Raw genomic sequence first — 16,806 nt, forward strand, 5'->3', positions numbered from 1 at the left:
GCCGACCGGCCTTTCGGAACGTCGGTGGAATTCCCGACGTCGTCCTTTCGGAACAAGGTCGAAGGCAGGTAATCAGTAAATGCGACAGGTCACCCGCAAGGGCCTGATGACTGTGGCGGCCGCGACCGGCGTCATCGCCGCCGCGGGCGGCACGGCCCACGCGACCGGCGCGGGGGCACACGGCTCCAGCGTGAACTCGCCCGGCGTGCTGTCGGGCAACACGGTGCAGGCGCCGGTGCACGCGCCGGTCAACGTCTGTGGCAACACCGTCAATGTCGTCGGGTTGCTCAACCCGTCGAGCGGCAACAGCTGCGCCAACACGGGCGGCTCCGGCGGCGGCTCAGGGGCCTCGGCCGACGGACACGCCAGTGACTCGCCCGGTGTCGGCTCCGGCAACCACGTCGAGGCACCGGTCGATGTGCCGGTCAACGTGTGCGGCAACAGCGTCGACATCATCGGCATCGGCAACCCCAGCTCGGGCAACGACTGCGGCAACGGCGGGGGGCACACCCCGCCGGGTGGCGGCCACGAGAACCCGCCGGGGTCGCCGGAGCAGCCGGGCAACCCCGGAAATCCGGGCAACCCCGGGAACCCTGGCAATCCGGGAAACCCCGGTAATCCCGGAAACCCGGGGAACCCGGGCAACCCCGGAAACCCGGTCGAGCCGACCCACCCCGGTTCCCCGAGCACGCCGCCCGGCAGTGGCGACGTGACACCGGGCGGCGGCTCCTCGCACGCGAACCAGCCGGGCGCCCACTTCGTCACCCAGCCCCAGGGCGACGCACAGCTCGCCCAGACCGGCAGTGACCTGCCGATGGGCCTCGTCCTGCCGGTCGGCGCGGGTGCGCTGCTGGCGGGCGCGGTGCTGTACCGCAAGGCGCGGCCCTCGGAGTAGGCGGCAGCCCGTCGGGCACTACGTCCGGCCCGACTCCGATGGACACGGAGCGGGCCCCGCCTCGGCGGGGCCCGCTCCGTGTCGTCCCGTAATCTCCCTTGTCTTCCTGTCGCCTCAGCTCACCACGTCGCCCGCACCTGGCGGATGATCCGGCGGCGCAACCGCACCCTGCGGCTGCCGTCGCGCAGCAGGCTAAGGCGGTCCAACTCCCAGTGTCCGTACTCGGCATGGTCCGTCAGCAGGCGTGTGGCGTCCTTGCGGGAGACCCCGCGCGGTACGTACACGTCGACAAATTCGTATTCCGGCATCGCATCTATTGTGCGGGCTGGGGCCCGGTACGGATAGCGTCTGCACTATGTCTGATGCTGTGCAGCCCACCGCTGCCGAGGTACGCGCCGCCGCCGAGGCGGTCAAGACCGCGCTCGACCGCCACCTGGCCGCGGTCGAACGCCGGTCGGGTGAGGACGATCCGGCCGTCTACGAGGCGTTCAACGAGCTGGCCGCGGCCGCCGAGACCTACGACGAGCTGCTCTACGACCGCTACGACGAGGTCACCCCCTTCGAGATCCCCGGTGCGGAGGACGCGCTGCCGCCGTACATCGGCCCCGAGGAACCGAACGCGCTGAGCGTGCTGATCCGCCGCGACTACGCCGTGGTCGAGCCGCAGCGGCTGCTGGCGCAGGCCCAGCGGGTCGAGGCGGCGGACTACGACGGCGGCGCGGACGCGGAAGCCTCCGGCACGGTGCACGGGGCGCTCGGCATCCTGTTCGGTGAGTTCGAGCCGGACGAGATCGCCTCCCGGCACAAGGAGTTCGGCCTGGAGGAGGGCGACTCCACGCTCTGGGTGACCGCGGCGGACGACCAGACCGACCCCGGTGAATGGCTGGAGGCGCCCTTCGAGGGGGTCGACCCGCAGCGGGTGGTCTGCCGCTTCGACGTCAGCACGGTGTTCGACGACGACTTGGACGCCGACGGAAGCGAAGGGGACGACGAGGACAGCGACGAGGACAGCGACGAGGACCTCGAGGACGAGATCGACACGGACCTCGACGAGGACGACCTCGAACCACTGGACGTAGATCGCTGACGCGGATCGCTGACGCGGCTGTTTCGACGGCGGCGGTCACGGAGGATTTCCGTGACCGCCGCCGTCGTGTGCGCGGGCAGTCCCCCCGCGGCCCTGGGGCGTCTCGGTCCGGCCGGTCAGCCCACGGACGGCACCTGTGGTGCGAGCAGGACCGGCAGCCGGGTCGTGCGGGGCTTGGCCGGGATCTCGGCCACCGCCCGGAGGAGGGCCTGCTCCGCGCCGTGCACCACGGAGAGGTGGCGGTCGGCGCGGCTGAAGGCCGTGTAGACCCAGGGACGGCTGAGGGCCTGGGCCGCGTCCTTGGGCAGCACGACGACCACCGCCGGCCACCGGCCGCCCGCCGCCTGATGGGCGGTCAGGGCCCAGCCGTGCCGTACGGACTGCTCCACCCGCTCCTTCGGTACGACCACGGCCTCGCCCGCGCAGTCGAGGTGCAGTCCCTCCGCGTCGGCCTTCACCACCCGGCCCGGCACGGTACGCCCCGGCGCGGGGGAGTACGCGACACGGTCACCGGGGTCGAAGCCGCCGAAGCGGCCGGGGCCGGGGTTGAGCCGCTCCTTGAGCGCGGCGTTGAGCGCGCGCGTGCCGCCCTCGCCGCCGTGGCCCGGCGTGATCACCTGGGTGGCCTCCGGCGGGACGCCGATCGCCCTCGGCACCGAGTCCGCGACGAGTTGCACGGTGCGGTGCACGGCCTCGCCCGCGTCGCGCACCGGCACGATCACGACCTCCTTGCCGGGCGCCTCGACCTGGTTCAGCTCGCCGATGCCGATGCCGGACACCAGCTCGCCCAGGGGACCGGGGTCCGGCCGCCGCGAGGCGATCTGCGGGCAGATCCGCGCCGCCAGCAGATCGGCGAACACCCGCCCCGGCCCCGCCGACCACAGCACCCCGGGATCCCCGGCCAGCACCAGCCGGGCCCCGTCCGGCAGCGACTCCGTGAGCAGAGCGGCCGTCTCGACGTCCAGCAGCGGCGCGTCGAGCACGACGAGCAGCTCCAGATCGAGCGCCCCGTCCGCGTCCCGGCCGGGTCCTTCGGCACCGGAGAGCAGGCCGGCGACGGTGGCGACGCCTCCCGTCTGCGCCGGGGCGTCGGCTCCGCTCAGCAGCGCCGAGAAGCGCTCCCGGCCGAGCGCGCTGTGCGTGGCAGCCCAGGCCCGCAGCCCGAGATCCCGCGCCGCGTGCAGCAGGGACGCCGGTTCGGCGCGCGACGCCTCCCCGCCGGTGTGGAGGACCAGCCCGTTCGCCGCGACCGCGCGGATCAGGTCGGCGGCGGAGCCCGCGCCGCCCGCCGCCCGCTCCCACTCCTCGGCCGAACCGTCCTGCTTGGGCACCGAGTTGATCAGACGGGCCAGCCCGTCGGCGAGGCTCTCCTCCGCGAGGGCGTACCGCTCCAGACCGACGAGGACACGCACGGGCCGCTCCTCGTCCTCCGCCGCCTCCTCGTCCCGTACGACCGGGGCGCCGGGCTCGTCCAGGGCGTCCTGGAAGGCCAGCGCGTCGCCCTCGGCCAGGGCGCTCTGCACGGCCGCGTCGGCGTCCGGCACTCCCCGCTGGGCCAGCGCGGCGGTGAGCGTCGGCAGCTCCAGGGCCGTGTGCCCGGCCAGGGCCGCCTGCTCCAGCAGCCAGCCGGTGACCGCCCGCCCGCGCCGCTCGTCGTCCGGTCCGCACTCCGCGCCGAGCAGCGCCCGCGCGAACCCGTCGGCCTGCTCGGGCCGTACACCGCCGACCCGCAGCAACTGCCAGGGGTCCGCCCGCAACCGGTCGGCGGCACCCTCGCCGAGCGCCGCGGTGACCTGCGCGGCGAGCGCCTCCGGAGCGCCGCCTTCGGTCAGCACGCCCCGTACGGACTCGACCGCCTCCGGCGCCGGGGCCGTGGGTGTACCGGGCGCCGGCACGGGCTGCGGCCGGCGGGCCGGCTCCGGGGCCGGGCGACGCGGTGACTGCGGCTCGCTGAAGACGGTGGCCGGGGGCTTCGCGCCGCTCTCCACGGCCCGTACGGCCGCGAGCAGATCGGCGGCCGTCCCGCTGAGCTTGCCCCCGCTCTCGACGGGCCCCTCCCGCTCTGCCTTGCGTCGCTCGATCCGCTCCCGCTCGATCCGCTGAGCGGCGAGTTCGGCCTCGGCCTCCGACAGCTTCGCCGCGCTGTCGCCGTCCTCGGCCGTGGGCGTCTCGTTCGCGACGCCCTCGCCGACGCCGCCCTCGGCGGCACCCGCACCCTCGGTCCCCGGTGACCCGCCCTCCGTCGCGGCCCCCGGCGTCCCCGGCTGCGTGTTCTCCGTGGTCTCGGGTGGCTCCGTGCTCACAGCGTGCTCCAGTCGTGATCGGGATAGCGGTGCACCGGCGCCGACACGTCGTCGAGCGCCCGGCAGATCTCGTCAGGAAGACTAAGGGCCTCCACTGACAACGCCGCCGTGAGCTGCTGGGCGTTGCGCGCGCCGATGACGGGCGCGGTCACGCCGGGCCGGTCGCGGACCCAGGCGAGGGCGACCTGGAGCGGGGAGACGGCGAGACCGTCGGCCGCCGTCTGCACGGCGTCCACGATCCGGCTCGCCGTGTCGTCGAGGTACGGCGCGACGAAGGGCGCCAGATGCTCCGAGGCGCCGCGCGAGTCCGGCGGCGTCGAGTTGCGGTACTTGCCGGTCAGGACCCCACGGCCGAGCGGGGAGGAGGGGAGCAGGCCCACGCCCAGATCGAGCGCGGCCGGCAGCACCTCGCGCTCCACGCCCCGCTGGAGCAGCGAGTACTCCAGCTGGGTGCTGGCCAGCCGGGTCCGTATGCCGGGCGCCGCGAGCTGCCAGGTCGCCGCCTTGGCGAGCTGCCAGCCGCAGAAGTTGGAGACGCCCGCATACCGCGCGCGACCGCTGCTGACCGCGATGTCGAGCGCCTGGAGGGTCTCCTCCAGCGGGGTGTACGGGTCGAAGGCGTGGATGTGCCAGACGTCGACGTACTCCGTGCCGAGCCGGGCCAGCGAGGCGTCCAGCGCGGAGAGCAGATGGCCGCGCGAGCCGTCGAAGCGGCGGTCCGGGTCGGGCACGCTGCCCGCCTTCGTCGAGATGACCAGGTCCCGCCGCGGGACCAGCCCCTCCATGAGCCGGCCCAGCAGGTACTCGGCCTCCCCGTCGCCGTACACGTCCGCCGTGTCGACGAGGGTGCCGCCCGCCTCCCAGAACGTCTTCAAGAGGTCCGCCGCGTCGTGCTCGTCGGTGTCCCTGCCCCAGGTGAGGGTGCCGAGCCCGATACGGGACACGCGCAGGCCGGTGCGGCCGAGATGCCTCTGCTCCATGAACGCCGAGATTACTGGCCAGAACCTGCCATGTGGGGGCCTGTGGATAACCAGTTTTCAGGAAGGTCACCGGGGCTGCGCAGGGCCTGCCGGGCGACGCCCGCCACATCGGCCTCCCCGCCGGAGGTCCCCCGCGCTAAGGTCGGGCCCACAAGGGACGTTACTGATCGGTAAGGGGATCGGCCATGCAGCTCGGGATCAACCTCGGCTACTGGGGTGCCGGAATGGACGCGGACAATCTCGCCGTCGCGCAGGAGGCCGACCGGCTCGGGTACGCCGTGTGCTGGGCCGCCGAGGCGTACGGGTCGGACGCGGCCACCGTGCTCAGCTGGGTCGCCGCCCAGACCGAGCGCATCGACGTCGGCTCCGCCATCTTCCAGATCCCGGCCCGCCAGCCGGCCATGACCGCGATGACCGCCGCCACCCTGGACTCGCTCTCCGGCGGCCGTTTCCGGCTCGGTCTCGGTGTCTCCGGGCCGCAGGTCTCCGAGGGCTGGTACGGCGTCAAGTTCGACAAGCCGCTGGCACGCACGCGTGAGTACGTCGAGATCGTCCGCAAGGCGATGACCCGCGAGCGCCTGACGTACGAGGGACAGCACTGGACGCTGCCGCTGCCCGACGGCCCCGGCAAGCCGATCAAGCTGACCGTGCACCCGCAGCGCGAGCACATCCCGCTGTACATCGCCGCCATCGGCCCGAAGAACCTGGAGCAGACCGGCGAGATCGCCGACGGCGCCCTGCTGATCTTCCCCTCCGCCGACCACCTGGAGGACACCACCGTCAAGTACCTGCGCGCCGGGCGCGAGAAGGCCGGCAGGACCCTCGACGGGTTCGACGTCTGCCCGACCCTGCCGCTCGCCGTCGGCGACGACAAGGACGTGGCCACGCTCGCCGACACCTTCCGCCCCTACACCGCGCTGTACGTCGGCGGCATGGGCAGCCCCAAGCAGAACTTCTACAACCAGCTCGCCCAGCGCATGGGCTACGAGAAGGAAGCCGCCGAGATCCAGACCAAGTACCTCTCCGGCGACAAGCAGGGCGCCGCGACCGCCGTACCGCAGGACCTCATCGACAAGACCACGCTGCTCGGCTCCGTCGACCGCATCGCGGACCGGATGAAGGCGTACGCGGCGGCCGGGGTCACCACCCTGTCCCTCGCACCCGCGGGCTTCACCCTCGACGAGCGTCTCGCCTCGCTCCGCGCCGGCAGCGAGGCCCTGGAGCGCGCCGGTCTCGCGTGACGCGAGCGGCATGGGACCTGGGGAAGTTTCAGCGGCCGTGGTGGGGGCTCGGGGGTCTTCCCCGCCACGGCCGTCACGCAGAACAACGCGCGCGTGCCCACGCGGTTACGCCCCCGTCGTGACCCCGATGGTCATTCTTTTGGCGGAGTTGTCCGTCGTAGCTGTTGCAGCACCTCTCTCACCGCATTTGACTCGTTCTTTGCGGAATCCTGCGGCGTCCTGCAGAGAGGTGCCCCACGATGCTTTCGGCCAAGAGCCTGTTCCACGAGATCCTCGACAACGACGAGTCCTTCCGCCTGTTCTGCTCCATCGCGGCCAGCGGGGAGACCCAGGGCGGCTGGGAGAACACGCGCATCGCCGCGCTCGTGCCCGACAGCGAGCGAGCCATGGCTCCCAAGATCACCCGGCATGGCGCGGACGAGGACAAGCACGGGCGGATCTTCAACGCCCTGCTGAAGAAGCGGGGACTGCGACCCGTCCCCGTCCCGCCCGAGACCGACTACACGATGCTTCTGGAACAGCACGGCATCGGGCTCGCCCACGACAAGCTCAAGGCCGACAAGCCGCTCACGGTCGACGACATCATCATCTACCTCGCGCACAGCCGGGTCACCGAGCAGCGCGCCTCCGACCAGATGATCATGCTCCGCACGTACTTCGCCGACCATCCCGTGATCGGCAAGGCCGTGCGGATGATCTCCAACGACGAGGACAACCACCTCGCCTACACGCACGAGGAACTGCTGCGCTTCGCCGCCGCGGGGCACGGCCGGCTGATCCAGCGCACCCTGCGCGAGTGCGCGCTCGCCGAGATCCGGATCTACCGGGACGTCAGCCTCGCGGTCATGGACCACATGGGACGCATCCTCGGCTGGCCCCGGGCCAAGGCCGCCGTGCTCGCCGCCGGCATCCACGCCGTGTACGCCTGGGAGCGGTTCGCGGGCTGGCGGCGCATGGTGTCCCTGAGGATGCCGGAGCGACGCGACGCCCTCGGCGGACCCGCCACCTCGGCACCCGAGTTCGCCTGAGCCGCATCCGGGACGCGTCACGCGCGCGTGACTACAGCCAGCCCCGGCGCTTGAACAGCCGGTACAGCAGCACCTCGATGGCGGCCATGGCCACGATCAGCGCCGGGTACGACCCGATCCAGTGCAGCTCCGGCATGTGCTCGAAGTTCATGCCGTAGATTCCCGCGATCATCGTGGGAACCGCGGCCATGGCCGCCCACGCGGAGATCTTCCGCATGTCGTCGTTCTGCCGGACGCTCGTCTGCGCCAGATGCGCCGAGAGGACGTCGGAGACCAGCCGGTCCAGGCCCTCCACGGACTCGTTCACGCGCGTGAGGTGGTCGCTCACGTCGCGGAAGAAGGGCTGCGCCTTGTCGTGCACGAAGGGCACGCGCGGGCCCATCAGGCCGGTGCCCGCGAGCCGGGACAGGGGCTGCGCGAGCGGGCCGGTGGCCTTGCGGAACTCCGTGATCTGCCGCTTGAAGGCGTAGATCCGCGAGGCCGTGTGCCGGGAGCCGCCGCCGGTCGGCGAGAACACCTCGGCCTCCAGCTCCGCGAGGTCCGTGCCCAACTCGCCCGCCACGTCCAAGTAGTGGTCGACCACGGCGTCGGCGATCGTGTACAGCACCGCCGTGGGACCGTGCCGCAGCATCTCCGGCTCGTGCTCCAGACGGTCACGGACGGCCCCCAGCGGCGCCTCCTCGCCGTGCCGCACCGTCACCACGAACGAGTCACCGATGAAGACCATGACCTCGCCGGAGGAGACGATGTCGCTCTTCGGCTCGTACCCGACCGGCTTGAGCACCATGAACAGCGAGTCGTCGTACACCTCCAGCTTGGGCCGCTGGTGGGCGTTCAAGGCGTCCTCCACGGCCAGCGGATGCAGCCCGAACTCCTCGGTGACCTTGTCGAACTCCTTCTCCGTCGGTTCGTACAGGCCGATCCAGACGAACGCGTCGTCCTGCAGACGGCACATGTCCAGGGCGTCGGAGAAGTCCCCGGGCCCCTCCGTCCGCCGCCCGTCCCGGTAGATGGCGCAGTCGACGATCACGGAGCGTATTCTCCCGCCGTCCGCCCCCGAACGCACCCCGTCGTGCGCCTACCCTGGGCGGCATGCCCACGCTGATCCTGGTCCGGCACGGACGTTCCACCGCCAACACCGAGGGGCTGCTCGCCGGGTGGACGCCCGGCGTCGCCCTCGACGAGCGCGGGGCCACACAGGCCGCCGCACTGCCCGGACGGCTCGCCGAGCTGCCGATCTCCGAGGTCGTCACCAGCCCGCTGCAGCGCTGTCAGGAGACGATCCGGCCGCTTCTCGACGCGCGGCCCGGCCTCACCGCGCACACCGACGACCGGATCGGGGAGTGCCACTACGGCGACTGGTCCGGCCGCAAACTGGCCGAGCTCAAGGACGAGCCGCTGATGGAGGTCGTCCAGGCCCATCCGTCGGCGGCGGCCTTCCCCGGCGGGGAGTCGATGCGGGCCATGCAGACCCGGGCCGCCGAGGCCGTACGCGAGTGGAACGCGCGCGTGGAGCGCGATCACGGGGCCGACGCCGTGTACCTGATGTGCTCCCACGGCGACATCATCAAGTCGCTCGTGGCGGACGCGCTGGGTCTTCATCTCGACCTCTTCCAGAGGATCTCCGTTGAACCGTGTTCCATCACCGCGATCCGTTACACCCGCCTGAGGCCGTTCCTCGTACGCCTCGGGGACACCGGTGACTTCGCGTCCCTCGCCCCGCGCGAGGAACCGCCGGCCGACGATGCGACGGTCGGGGGCGGCGCGGGCGCACCGTGATCGTCGGGCGCAGTAGGGTGAAGCGGTCGAAGCAGCGCCGTACTCACGATTCCAATGGAGACAGGACGTGTCCCGTCAGGTGTTCCTCTACGACCCCCCGGACCGCTTCGTGGCCGGCACGGTAGGACTGCCCGGACGCCGTACGTTCTTCCTCCAGGCCACCGCAGGCTCCCGGGTGACCAGCGTGGCCCTGGAGAAGACCCAGGTCGCCGCCCTCGCCGAGCGCATGGACGAACTGCTCGACGAGGTCGTACGGCGCAGCGGCGGCAGCGCCGCGGTCCCCGCCATGGCGCCCAACGAGGTCGCCGACACCGACCCGCTGGACACCCCCATCGAAGAGGAGTTCCGCGTCGGCACCATGGCGCTCGCCTGGGACGGCGAGGAGCAGCGCATGATCGTCGAGGCGCAGGCCCTCGTGGAGCTCGACGCCGACTCCGAGGAGGACCTCGCCGAGGCCGAGGAGCGGCTGCTCCAGGACGAGGAGAACGGGCCCCCGATGCTGCGGGTCCGGCTCACCGGCGTACAGGCGAGGGCCTTCGCCAAGCGCGCCCTGGACGTCGTCAACGCCGGGCGGCCGCCGTGTCCGCTGTGCAGTCTCCCGCTCGACCCGGAAGGACACGTATGTCCGCGCCAGAACGGATACCGCCGCGGCGCATGACCTCGGTGGAACTGCTCACCGCCGGTGAGCTGGCCGTGCGCGGCCGCATCCGGGAGGCGTCCAACGCGGCGCTGTTCTGCACGGTGGCGTACGAGGGGCAGGAGGCGTCCTGCGTGTACAAGCCGGTCGCCGGTGAGCGGCCGCTGTGGGACTTTCCCGACGGCACGCTCGCGCAGCGCGAGGTCGCCGCGTACGAGGTCTCCGAGGCCACCGGCTGGGGGCTCGTACCGCCCACCGTGCTGCGCGAGGGGCCGTACGGCGAGGGAATGGTCCAGCTGTGGATCGAGGCGACGCCCGAGGCCGAGTTGCTCGCGCTGGTCGACGGCGAGGACCCCGAGCCCGGCTGGAAGGCGATCGGTCTCGCCGAGGTCGGCGAGGGCAGGACCGCGCTGCTGGTGCACGCCGACGACGAGCGGCTGCGCCGCCTGGCCGTCCTGGACGCCGTGATCAACAACGCCGACCGCAAGGGCGGGCATCTGCTGCCCACCGAGGACGGCCGGCTCCACGGCATCGACCACGGCGTCACCTTCAACGTCGAGAACAAGCTCCGGACGCTGCTGTGGGGCTGGGCGGGCGAACCGCTCACGGAAGAGGCCCTGGAGGTGCTCGGCGGTCTGCGGGACGGGCTGAAGGAGGGCGGCGCGCTGGCCGTACGGCTGGCCGGGCTGATCACGGCCGCCGAGGTGGCGGCCACCCGCGCGCGTGTCGAGGCGCTGCTGACGTCCGGGACACATCCGGAGCCGAGCGGGGAGTGGCCGGCCATTCCCTGGCCGCCCGTGTAGGAGCACACTGGCGGGGTATCGCGCAAGAACGCCTCACCGGCCATCCGGCCTGGTCCGGTTCGTGTACGGAACATCCGTCCGGTTAGGCTCATGGCATGTATGCCTGGCCCGCTTCTGAGGTCCCCGTCCTGCCCGGTCAGGGCCGCGACCTGAGGATCCACGACACCGCGACCAGGGGCCTGATCACCCTCGACCCCGGTCCCGTCGCCCGTATCTACGTCTGCGGCATCACCCCGTACGACGCCACCCACCTGGGACACGCGGCGACCTACAACGCGTTCGACCTCGTGCAGCGTGTGTGGCTCGACACCAAGCGGCAGGTTCACTACGTCCAGAACGTCACCGACGTCGACGATCCGCTCCTGGAGCGGGCCGAGCGCGACAAGATCGACTGGGTGGCCCTCGCCGAGAAGGAGACCGCCCTCTTCCGCGAGGACATGACCGCCCTGCGGATGCTGCCGCCGCAGCACTACATCGGCGCGGTGGAGGCGATACCCGGCATCGTGCCGCTCGTCGAGCGGCTGCGGGACGCCGGCGCCGCCTACGAACTCGACGGGGACATCTACTTCTCCGTCGAGGCCGACCCGAACTTCGGCAAGGTCTCGGGCCTCGACGCCGCCGCCATGCGGCTGCTGTCCGCCGAGCGGGGCGGCGACCCCGAGCGGACCGGCAAGAAGAACCCGCTCGACCCGATGCTGTGGATGGCCGCCCGCGAGGGCGAGCCCAGCTGGGACGGCGGTTCGCTCGGGCGCGGCCGGCCCGGCTGGCACATCGAGTGCGTCGCCATCGCCCTCGACCACCTCGGGATGGGCTTCGACGTCCAGGGCGGCGGCTCCGACCTCGCCTTCCCGCACCACGAGATGGGCGCCTCGCACGCCCAGGTGCTGACCGGTGAGTTCCCCATGGCCAAGGCGTATGTCCACGCGGGCATGGTCGGGCTGCACGGCGAGAAGATGTCCAAGTCCAAGGGCAACCTCGTCTTCGTCTCCCAGCTGCGTCGCGACGGCGTCGACCCCGCCGCCATCCGGCTCGCCCTGCTCGCCCACCACTACCGGGCGGACTGGGAGTGGACCGATCAGGTGCTGGAGGAGGCCGTGGCCCGCCTCGGCCGCTGGCGGGCGGCCGTGTCCCGGCCCGACGGACCGGGAGCCGAGGAAGTCGTCGAGGAGATCCGCGACGCCCTCGCCAACGACCTGGACGCCCCGGCCGCGCTCGCCGCGGTCGACCGCTGGGTCGCGCGGCAGGACGCCGAGGGCGGCACGGACATCGGCGCCCCCGGTGTCGTGTCGCGGGCCGTGGACGCGTTGTTGGGCGTGGCCCTGTAACAGCGAGAAGGCGCCCCCTCCTGGCCGGAGGGGGCGCCCCTGTGCTCGCTCGGATACCGGTCAGATCCGCTGGATCCGCACGCTGCGCAGCACGTTCGGCGCCTGGGTGTCCCAGATGCCGACCACCTGGTGGCCGAAAGCGAACGCCTGCTGAATCTGCTGATGGATCTGCGGGTTGGGGTTGTTGAGGACCCGGAACTGGTTGTTGATGCGCAGGAAGATCTGGTGCGGCTGCCCCTGAAGCGGGTGGACGATGTCGATGAAGCCGTTCGCCACGCCGGAGGCCAGGGCCTGCGCCTGCACCTGCTGGACCACCTGTTGTACGGCGGACAGCGCGACCTGCTGCAACTGCTGCTGCATCTGCTGCTCGGCCTGCTGAGCCTGCTGGTCCTGCTGCTGGTCCTGCTGCGGAGCCAGCTGTTGGAGCAACTGCTGGAACGGCTGCTGCTGACCGAGCTGCTGGAGCTGCTCCAGCGAGCCCGCCATGCCCATGCCGTACGGCTGCTGCTGGCCGTAACCCTGCTGCTGACCGTAGTTCTGCTGGCCGTAGCCCTGCTGCTGGTACGGCGATGTGCTCGGGTACTGCTGGCCCTGCTGTTGTCCCATGTGACTCATCTGCGGGGTGGTGCTCATACGGGTGTCACCTTCCCTTGATGCGATGGGCTGCGTCAGCCGGTGGTCACCAGGCCGACGATCTCGTCGTCCGAGAACCACACTCGGACATCGGGCCGTCCCCCCGCGAAGGCGGCATGGACCGCCTGACGGATCTCGGGGGACGGATGGTTCAGGTTCCGCCAAGCGCCGGCCACGAACAGCCGGAGCCGGGGCGGAAGTTCACGGGGATAGGGCAGCAACTCGTCCCAGTAGCGCTCGGCCTTGCCCGAACCGATCGCCTGCGGGACCAGATAGGTCACCGCCGCCTTGATGTCGGGCCGCTTGCCGATCCGCTGGGAGGCGGGCCGGCCCGGCGCGTCCTGCTGCGGGGAACCCGTCGCCCGCAGTACCGCGCGGGCCCGCTCGGGGGACATCGGAGGCTGACCCGCCGCCTTGAGCATGCCCTGCAGCGCGGCCAGTGCGCCGACCACCACCGGGGAGGCCGACGACGTCCCCGAGAACGTGTCGGTGTACCAGGCGATCTCCTCGGGTCCGCCCTGCAGATCGCCGGGCCCGTCCCAGAAGCCGCCGGTCGTCGTCACCTCGCGACCCCAGCCCTGCGCGTCCACCCGGGCGCCGTAGTTGGAGAACGCGAGCCGTGAGCGGTCCGGGCCGTGGTCGCGGCCGTGCGTGCCGGGCGGCGGGGCGCCCGCGCCGACCAGGACCGCGCCGGAGGACGGGTTGGACGGGTTGAAGGGGTTGCGCCACCACTCGGGGAACTCGTCCGGGCGGCGCTCGTAGAGCCCGTCGTCGAGCGACTCGGCGCCGTTGCCCGCGGCCGCCACCACGACGATGCCCTTGGCGGTGGCGTGGCGGACGGCGGCCAGGTCGTCCGGCCACCATTCCAGGGCGACATAGCCGCGCTGGTCGTCGCGTTCGGCATACTCGAACCGCGGTCCCGGGCGGTGGAGTTCGACCAGCACGATGTCACCGGGGCTCAGCCGCTCGGCCGCCGCGTGGATCGCGGCCGCCGTGCCGATGTCCTGGAAGGACGCGGCCGCGGTCACCGTCTGCGGCACGATGCCGGTGACTCCGTACTCATTGCGGTCGCCGCCGATCACCCCGATCACGGCGGTGCCGTGGTTGCGCCAGGCCAGGTCAGCCACCGGCGTGCCGACGACGATGCCGGCCAGCTTGCCGGCCAGGTCCTCGTGGCCCAGCTGCCAGGAGCCCTCCACGTCGATCACGGTCACGCCCCGACCGGCGCCGCCGGGCCGCTGCCACGCCCAGTGGGCGTCGACGCCCTCGGGCGCGGGCCGCAGATAGCCCTGCCGGCCGCTGTAGTCGGGCGTGACCGGCGTGCCCTCCTTCAGACGCCCGCCGACCTCACCGAACGGCCCGAGTGAGGCGGGCACGGCACCCGGCTTCACATACGCCGTGTCGATCCCCGGCAACGCGGCGATCCGCGCCCGCAGTTCCTCGGCACGGCTCCGGCCGCCGCCCACCCGGTAGAACAGCGCGAGGTCCGGCACGTCGTCCGCGGCCGTGGCCTGCTGAAGTCGCTCCTCGCTGCCGAACAGCGGCTCCAGCGTGAGCTGTTCGTCGGTGAGGAACATGTTGAGAGCCGACACATCGGCGCCGGCCACCGACCGCACACCCTCGGCCTGGGCACGCAGCCGTGCCTCGGGACGGGCGACGACGATCAGTTCCCGCTCGGCTCCTCGATAGGTGAATCCCGCTCCGTCGGGGCCCGGCCCGGACGCTCCCGGGCCCTGCGCCGGCTCTGTCTGGTCGGTCATCGTCTGCCGCTCCCTTCGATCCTTGGGTTGCCAAGTGCGGGTGGTGCGGCGCGCCTTCGCCTTCGCATCACAACCAAGCACGCACAGCTCGGTCCGTCCAGACTGTTTTCGCCAACTTGGTTTGAGAACAAGTTGAATTGGGCACCGTGTGCAATCCGGCCGGAACCAGATGTCACGCCATAATCCGGCCGATTGCCGTCCAGTCCCTGTCGAGTGGCTGTCCACGGCTGCGGAGGTGACCGGTGTGTGGTGGGGTTGAGGAGTCAGTTGACCGCTGGACCAGCCGTCGGCCGGTCCTGTCCGCGGAAGGACGCACCGTGGCCCCCGAGCACCGCTCCTTCGCACCTCACCTCACCCGCCGCAGACTCCTCACGGCCGGCGCCGCCACCGCGGGCGCCGTACTCGCGGGGACCGCCGGCACCCCCGCCACCGCGGCCGGAAAGAGCCGGCCCACCGTGATCCGCCTCCCGAACGGATTCCGCCCCGAGGGCATCACCGTCGGCGGCGGACCGTACGCCTACCTCGGCTCCCTCGGCGACGGCTCGATCTACCGCGCCGACCTGCGCACCGGCGAGGGCGGCATCATCTCCGCCGGACCCGGAACACCGTCGGTCGGCCTCAAACTCGACCACCAGGGACGCCTGTTCGTCGCCGGACGCGGCGAGGGAGCCCGGGTCGTGGACGCCCGCACCGGCGAGATCCTCACCTCGTACGTCCTCACCACGGCGACCCCTACCTTCGTCAACGACGTGTTCCTGACGCCGCGCACGGCCTGGTTCACCGACTCCTACCAGCCCGCGCTGTACGCCCTGCCGCTCGGGCGGCACGGTGAACTGCCGGACCCGGACGAGGCCGTGACGCTCACCCTGAGCGGCGCCTGGAGCCAGGTCCCCGGCGAGGTCGTCAATGCCAACGGCATCACGAGCACCCCCGACGGCTCCGCGCTGCTGGTCGTGCAGTCCGGCGCCGGCGGCCTGCACCGGGTGAACCCGCGCACCGGCGTCACCGCACTCGTCGACCTCGGCGAGGCGGCACCGCTCACCAACGGCGACGGCCTGCTGCTGATCGGGCGGACGCTGTACGTCGTGCAGAACCGGCAGAACGCGATCGATGTGTTCCGGCTCACCGCCGACGGCCGCAGCGGTGTCTTCCAGCGCCGCGTCACCGACCCGCTGTTCGACGTGCCGACCACGGTGGCCGCGTACCAGGGCCGCCTCTACCTGCCCAACGCGCGCTTCACCACGACACCGACGCCGGAGACGACGTACGACGTGATATCCGTGCCGGCGTGACGTACGTGACCTGAGTCAGGCAGAGGGCGGTGCACACCACAGCGCACCGCCCTCTGTCCGGCTCCGAGAGCCTCAGTCCTCCGACGAGTCCTCGTCGTCGTCCTTGCCGCCGGGCTTCGGGGGCATCGGCGGACGCGTACGGTCGCCCGGCGACGGGCCGCCGTCCCGGCGCCGCAGATACCGCTCGAACTCGCGCGCGATGGCCTCACCCGACGCCTCCGGCAGCTCCGCGGTGTCCCGGGCCTCCTCCAGCGACTGCACGTACTCCGCGACCTCGCTGTCCTCCGCGGCCAGCTGATCCACACCTACCTGCCAGGCGCGCGCGTCCTCGGGCAGCTCGCCCAGCGGAATGCGTACGTCGATCAGGTCCTCGAGCCGGTTGAGCAGGGCCAGCGTCGCCTTCGGGTTGGGCGGCTGCGAGACGTAGTGCGGTACGGCGGCCCACAGCGACACCGCCGGTACGCCGGCGTGCGTGCACGCCTCCTGCAGGATGCCGACGATGCCCGTCGGGCCCTCGTACTTGGTCTCCTCCAGATCCATCCGGCGGGCCAGGTCCGGGTCGGACGTGGTGCCGCTGATCGGGACCGGACGCGTGTGCGGGGTGTCACCGAGCAGGGCGCCCAGGATGACCACCAGCTCCACGCCCAGCTCGTGCGCGAAGCCGAGGAGCTCGTTGCAGAACGAGCGCCAGCGCATGGACGGTTCTATGCCTCGGACGAGTACGAGATCGCGGGGCTTCTCGCCGCCGACCCGGACCACCGAGAGCCGGGTCGTCGGCCACGTGATCTTGCGGACGCCCGCGTCCATCCACACCGTGGGGCGGTTCACCTGGAAGTCGTAGTAGTCCTCGGCGTCCAGCGCCGCGAACACCTCGCCCTTCCACTCCTTGTCCAGATGCGCGACCGCGGTGGAGGCGGCGTCGCCGGCATCGTTCCAGCCCTCGAACGCGGCCACCATGACCGGGTCGATCAGCTCGGGAACCCCCTCGAGCTCGATCACCCAGCGCCTCCTTCCGACGTGCCCTCGTCTGACCACCCAACCTT

Annotated in this window: 16 protein-coding genes; 9 read left to right on the forward strand and 7 right to left on the reverse strand. The window is 71.9% G+C overall.

Annotated features, from left to right (window positions below; translation table 11 throughout):
• The first annotated feature begins 79 nt into the window (after nucleotides 1-79).
• The gene (locus ACZ7NC_RS32405; protein WP_471493316.1) at nucleotides 80-895 is read left to right on the forward strand and encodes a chaplin; all 816 of its coding nucleotides are present in this window, start codon (nucleotides 80-82) and stop codon (nucleotides 893-895) included.
• A gap of 119 nt (nucleotides 896-1,014) precedes the next feature.
• On the opposite strand, the gene ACZ7NC_RS32410 is transcribed toward ACZ7NC_RS32405, so the two are convergent.
• Nucleotides 1,015-1,203 (reverse strand): DUF5703 family protein, encoded by a 189-nt coding sequence (locus ACZ7NC_RS32410; protein ID WP_005485166.1) that lies wholly within the window; start codon nucleotides 1,201-1,203, stop codon nucleotides 1,015-1,017.
• A 47-nt stretch (nucleotides 1,204-1,250) separates the two neighbouring features.
• On the opposite strand from ACZ7NC_RS32410, the gene ACZ7NC_RS32415 reads away from it, so the two are divergent.
• Nucleotides 1,251-1,982 carry a hypothetical protein gene (locus tag ACZ7NC_RS32415; RefSeq protein WP_471493318.1) on the forward strand — a complete coding sequence of 244 codons (732 nt, stop codon included), beginning with the start codon at nucleotides 1,251-1,253 and terminating at the stop codon, nucleotides 1,980-1,982.
• 116 nt (nucleotides 1,983-2,098) lie between these two features.
• Here ACZ7NC_RS32415 and ACZ7NC_RS32420 read toward each other — a convergent pair whose 3' ends face one another.
• Nucleotides 2,099-4,285, reverse strand: a complete 2,187-nt coding sequence (locus tag ACZ7NC_RS32420) for a helix-hairpin-helix domain-containing protein (protein ID WP_471493321.1) — start codon at nucleotides 4,283-4,285, stop codon at nucleotides 2,099-2,101.
• The gene (locus ACZ7NC_RS32425) at nucleotides 4,282-5,265 is read right to left on the reverse strand and encodes an aldo/keto reductase (protein ID WP_471493324.1); all 984 of its coding nucleotides are present in this window, start codon (nucleotides 5,263-5,265) and stop codon (nucleotides 4,282-4,284) included. The genes ACZ7NC_RS32420 and ACZ7NC_RS32425 overlap by 4 nt, the downstream gene beginning before the upstream one ends.
• 185 nt (nucleotides 5,266-5,450) lie before the next feature.
• Between ACZ7NC_RS32425 and ACZ7NC_RS32430 the strand changes: the two genes are divergently transcribed.
• Both ACZ7NC_RS32430 and ACZ7NC_RS32435 read left to right on the forward strand, forming a co-directional pair.
• On the forward strand, nucleotides 5,451-6,506 hold the full coding sequence (locus ACZ7NC_RS32430; protein ID WP_471493326.1) for an LLM class F420-dependent oxidoreductase: 1,056 nt from the start codon (nucleotides 5,451-5,453) through the stop codon (nucleotides 6,504-6,506).
• A 239-nt stretch (nucleotides 6,507-6,745) separates the two neighbouring features.
• Nucleotides 6,746-7,534, forward strand: a complete 789-nt coding sequence (locus ACZ7NC_RS32435) for a ferritin-like domain-containing protein (protein WP_471493329.1) — start codon at nucleotides 6,746-6,748, stop codon at nucleotides 7,532-7,534.
• Between the two features lie 31 nt (nucleotides 7,535-7,565).
• Here the strand turns inward: ACZ7NC_RS32435 and ACZ7NC_RS32440 are convergent, their stop codons facing one another.
• Nucleotides 7,566-8,564, reverse strand: a complete 999-nt coding sequence (locus ACZ7NC_RS32440) for a magnesium and cobalt transport protein CorA (RefSeq protein ID WP_471493331.1) — start codon at nucleotides 8,562-8,564, stop codon at nucleotides 7,566-7,568.
• A 62-nt stretch (nucleotides 8,565-8,626) separates the two neighbouring features.
• Here ACZ7NC_RS32440 and ACZ7NC_RS32445 point away from each other — a divergent pair, with 62 nt between their 5' ends.
• The 4 genes from ACZ7NC_RS32445 (at nucleotide 8,627) to mshC (ending at nucleotide 12,078) form a co-directional block, all read left to right on the forward strand.
• Complete coding sequence (locus ACZ7NC_RS32445; RefSeq protein WP_471493333.1) at nucleotides 8,627-9,313, forward strand: histidine phosphatase family protein; 687 nt, start codon at nucleotides 8,627-8,629, stop codon at nucleotides 9,311-9,313.
• A gap of 67 nt (nucleotides 9,314-9,380) precedes the next feature.
• The gene (locus ACZ7NC_RS32450) at nucleotides 9,381-9,971 is read left to right on the forward strand and encodes a DUF3090 domain-containing protein (protein ID WP_471493336.1); all 591 of its coding nucleotides are present in this window, start codon (nucleotides 9,381-9,383) and stop codon (nucleotides 9,969-9,971) included.
• Nucleotides 9,935-10,753, forward strand: coding sequence for an SCO1664 family protein (locus tag ACZ7NC_RS32455; protein WP_471493338.1), 819 nt, complete (start codon nucleotides 9,935-9,937; stop codon nucleotides 10,751-10,753). Before ACZ7NC_RS32450 ends, ACZ7NC_RS32455 begins: the two co-directional genes overlap by 37 nt.
• Before the next feature lie 95 nt (nucleotides 10,754-10,848).
• Nucleotides 10,849-12,078 (forward strand): cysteine--1-D-myo-inosityl 2-amino-2-deoxy-alpha-D-glucopyranoside ligase, encoded by a 1,230-nt coding sequence (gene mshC / locus ACZ7NC_RS32460; protein WP_471493340.1) that lies wholly within the window; start codon nucleotides 10,849-10,851, stop codon nucleotides 12,076-12,078.
• 60 nt (nucleotides 12,079-12,138) lie between these two features.
• On the opposite strand, the gene ACZ7NC_RS32465 is transcribed toward mshC, so the two are convergent.
• Both ACZ7NC_RS32465 and ACZ7NC_RS32470 read right to left on the reverse strand, forming a co-directional pair.
• Nucleotides 12,139-12,711, reverse strand: a complete 573-nt coding sequence (locus ACZ7NC_RS32465) for a hypothetical protein (protein ID WP_471493342.1) — start codon at nucleotides 12,709-12,711, stop codon at nucleotides 12,139-12,141.
• Nucleotides 12,712-12,746: 35 nt separating this feature from the next.
• On the reverse strand, nucleotides 12,747-14,471 hold the full coding sequence (locus tag ACZ7NC_RS32470) for a S8 family peptidase (protein ID WP_471493345.1): 1,725 nt from the start codon (nucleotides 14,469-14,471) through the stop codon (nucleotides 12,747-12,749).
• A gap of 317 nt (nucleotides 14,472-14,788) precedes the next feature.
• Here ACZ7NC_RS32470 and ACZ7NC_RS32475 point away from each other — a divergent pair, with 317 nt between their 5' ends.
• Nucleotides 14,789-15,763, forward strand: a complete 975-nt coding sequence (locus tag ACZ7NC_RS32475; RefSeq protein WP_471493347.1) for an SMP-30/gluconolactonase/LRE family protein — start codon at nucleotides 14,789-14,791, stop codon at nucleotides 15,761-15,763.
• A 72-nt stretch (nucleotides 15,764-15,835) separates the two neighbouring features.
• Here the strand turns inward: ACZ7NC_RS32475 and ACZ7NC_RS32480 are convergent, their stop codons facing one another.
• Nucleotides 15,836-16,762, reverse strand: coding sequence for a PAC2 family protein (locus ACZ7NC_RS32480; protein ID WP_471493349.1), 927 nt, complete (start codon nucleotides 16,760-16,762; stop codon nucleotides 15,836-15,838).
• Between the last annotated feature and the right edge of the window lie 44 nt (nucleotides 16,763-16,806).

The sequence above is a fragment of the Streptomyces sp. NPDC111802 genome, from assembly GCF_055634335.1.

What these genes read in the sequence shown, in the direction of transcription:
- ACZ7NC_RS32465 (WP_471493342.1), bottom strand. Translation starts at nt 12,711, where the DNA reads ATGAGCACCACCCCGCAGATGAGTCACATGGGACAACAGCAGGGCCAG.
- mshC (WP_471493340.1), top strand. Translation starts at nt 10,849, where the DNA reads ATGTATGCCTGGCCCGCTTCTGAGGTCCCCGTCCTGCCCGGTCAGGGC.
- ACZ7NC_RS32405 (WP_471493316.1), top strand. Translation starts at nt 80, where the DNA reads ATGCGACAGGTCACCCGCAAGGGCCTGATGACTGTGGCGGCCGCGACC.
- ACZ7NC_RS32415 (WP_471493318.1), top strand. Translation starts at nt 1,251, where the DNA reads ATGTCTGATGCTGTGCAGCCCACCGCTGCCGAGGTACGCGCCGCCGCC.
- ACZ7NC_RS32410 (WP_005485166.1), bottom strand. Translation starts at nt 1,203, where the DNA reads ATGCCGGAATACGAATTTGTCGACGTGTACGTACCGCGCGGGGTCTCC.
- ACZ7NC_RS32445 (WP_471493333.1), top strand. Translation starts at nt 8,627, where the DNA reads ATGCCCACGCTGATCCTGGTCCGGCACGGACGTTCCACCGCCAACACC.
- ACZ7NC_RS32435 (WP_471493329.1), top strand. Translation starts at nt 6,746, where the DNA reads ATGCTTTCGGCCAAGAGCCTGTTCCACGAGATCCTCGACAACGACGAG.
- ACZ7NC_RS32470 (WP_471493345.1), bottom strand. Translation starts at nt 14,471, where the DNA reads ATGACCGACCAGACAGAGCCGGCGCAGGGCCCGGGAGCGTCCGGGCCG.
- ACZ7NC_RS32430 (WP_471493326.1), top strand. Translation starts at nt 5,451, where the DNA reads ATGCAGCTCGGGATCAACCTCGGCTACTGGGGTGCCGGAATGGACGCG.
- ACZ7NC_RS32425 (WP_471493324.1), bottom strand. Translation starts at nt 5,265, where the DNA reads ATGGAGCAGAGGCATCTCGGCCGCACCGGCCTGCGCGTGTCCCGTATC.
- ACZ7NC_RS32455 (WP_471493338.1), top strand. Translation starts at nt 9,935, where the DNA reads ATGTCCGCGCCAGAACGGATACCGCCGCGGCGCATGACCTCGGTGGAA.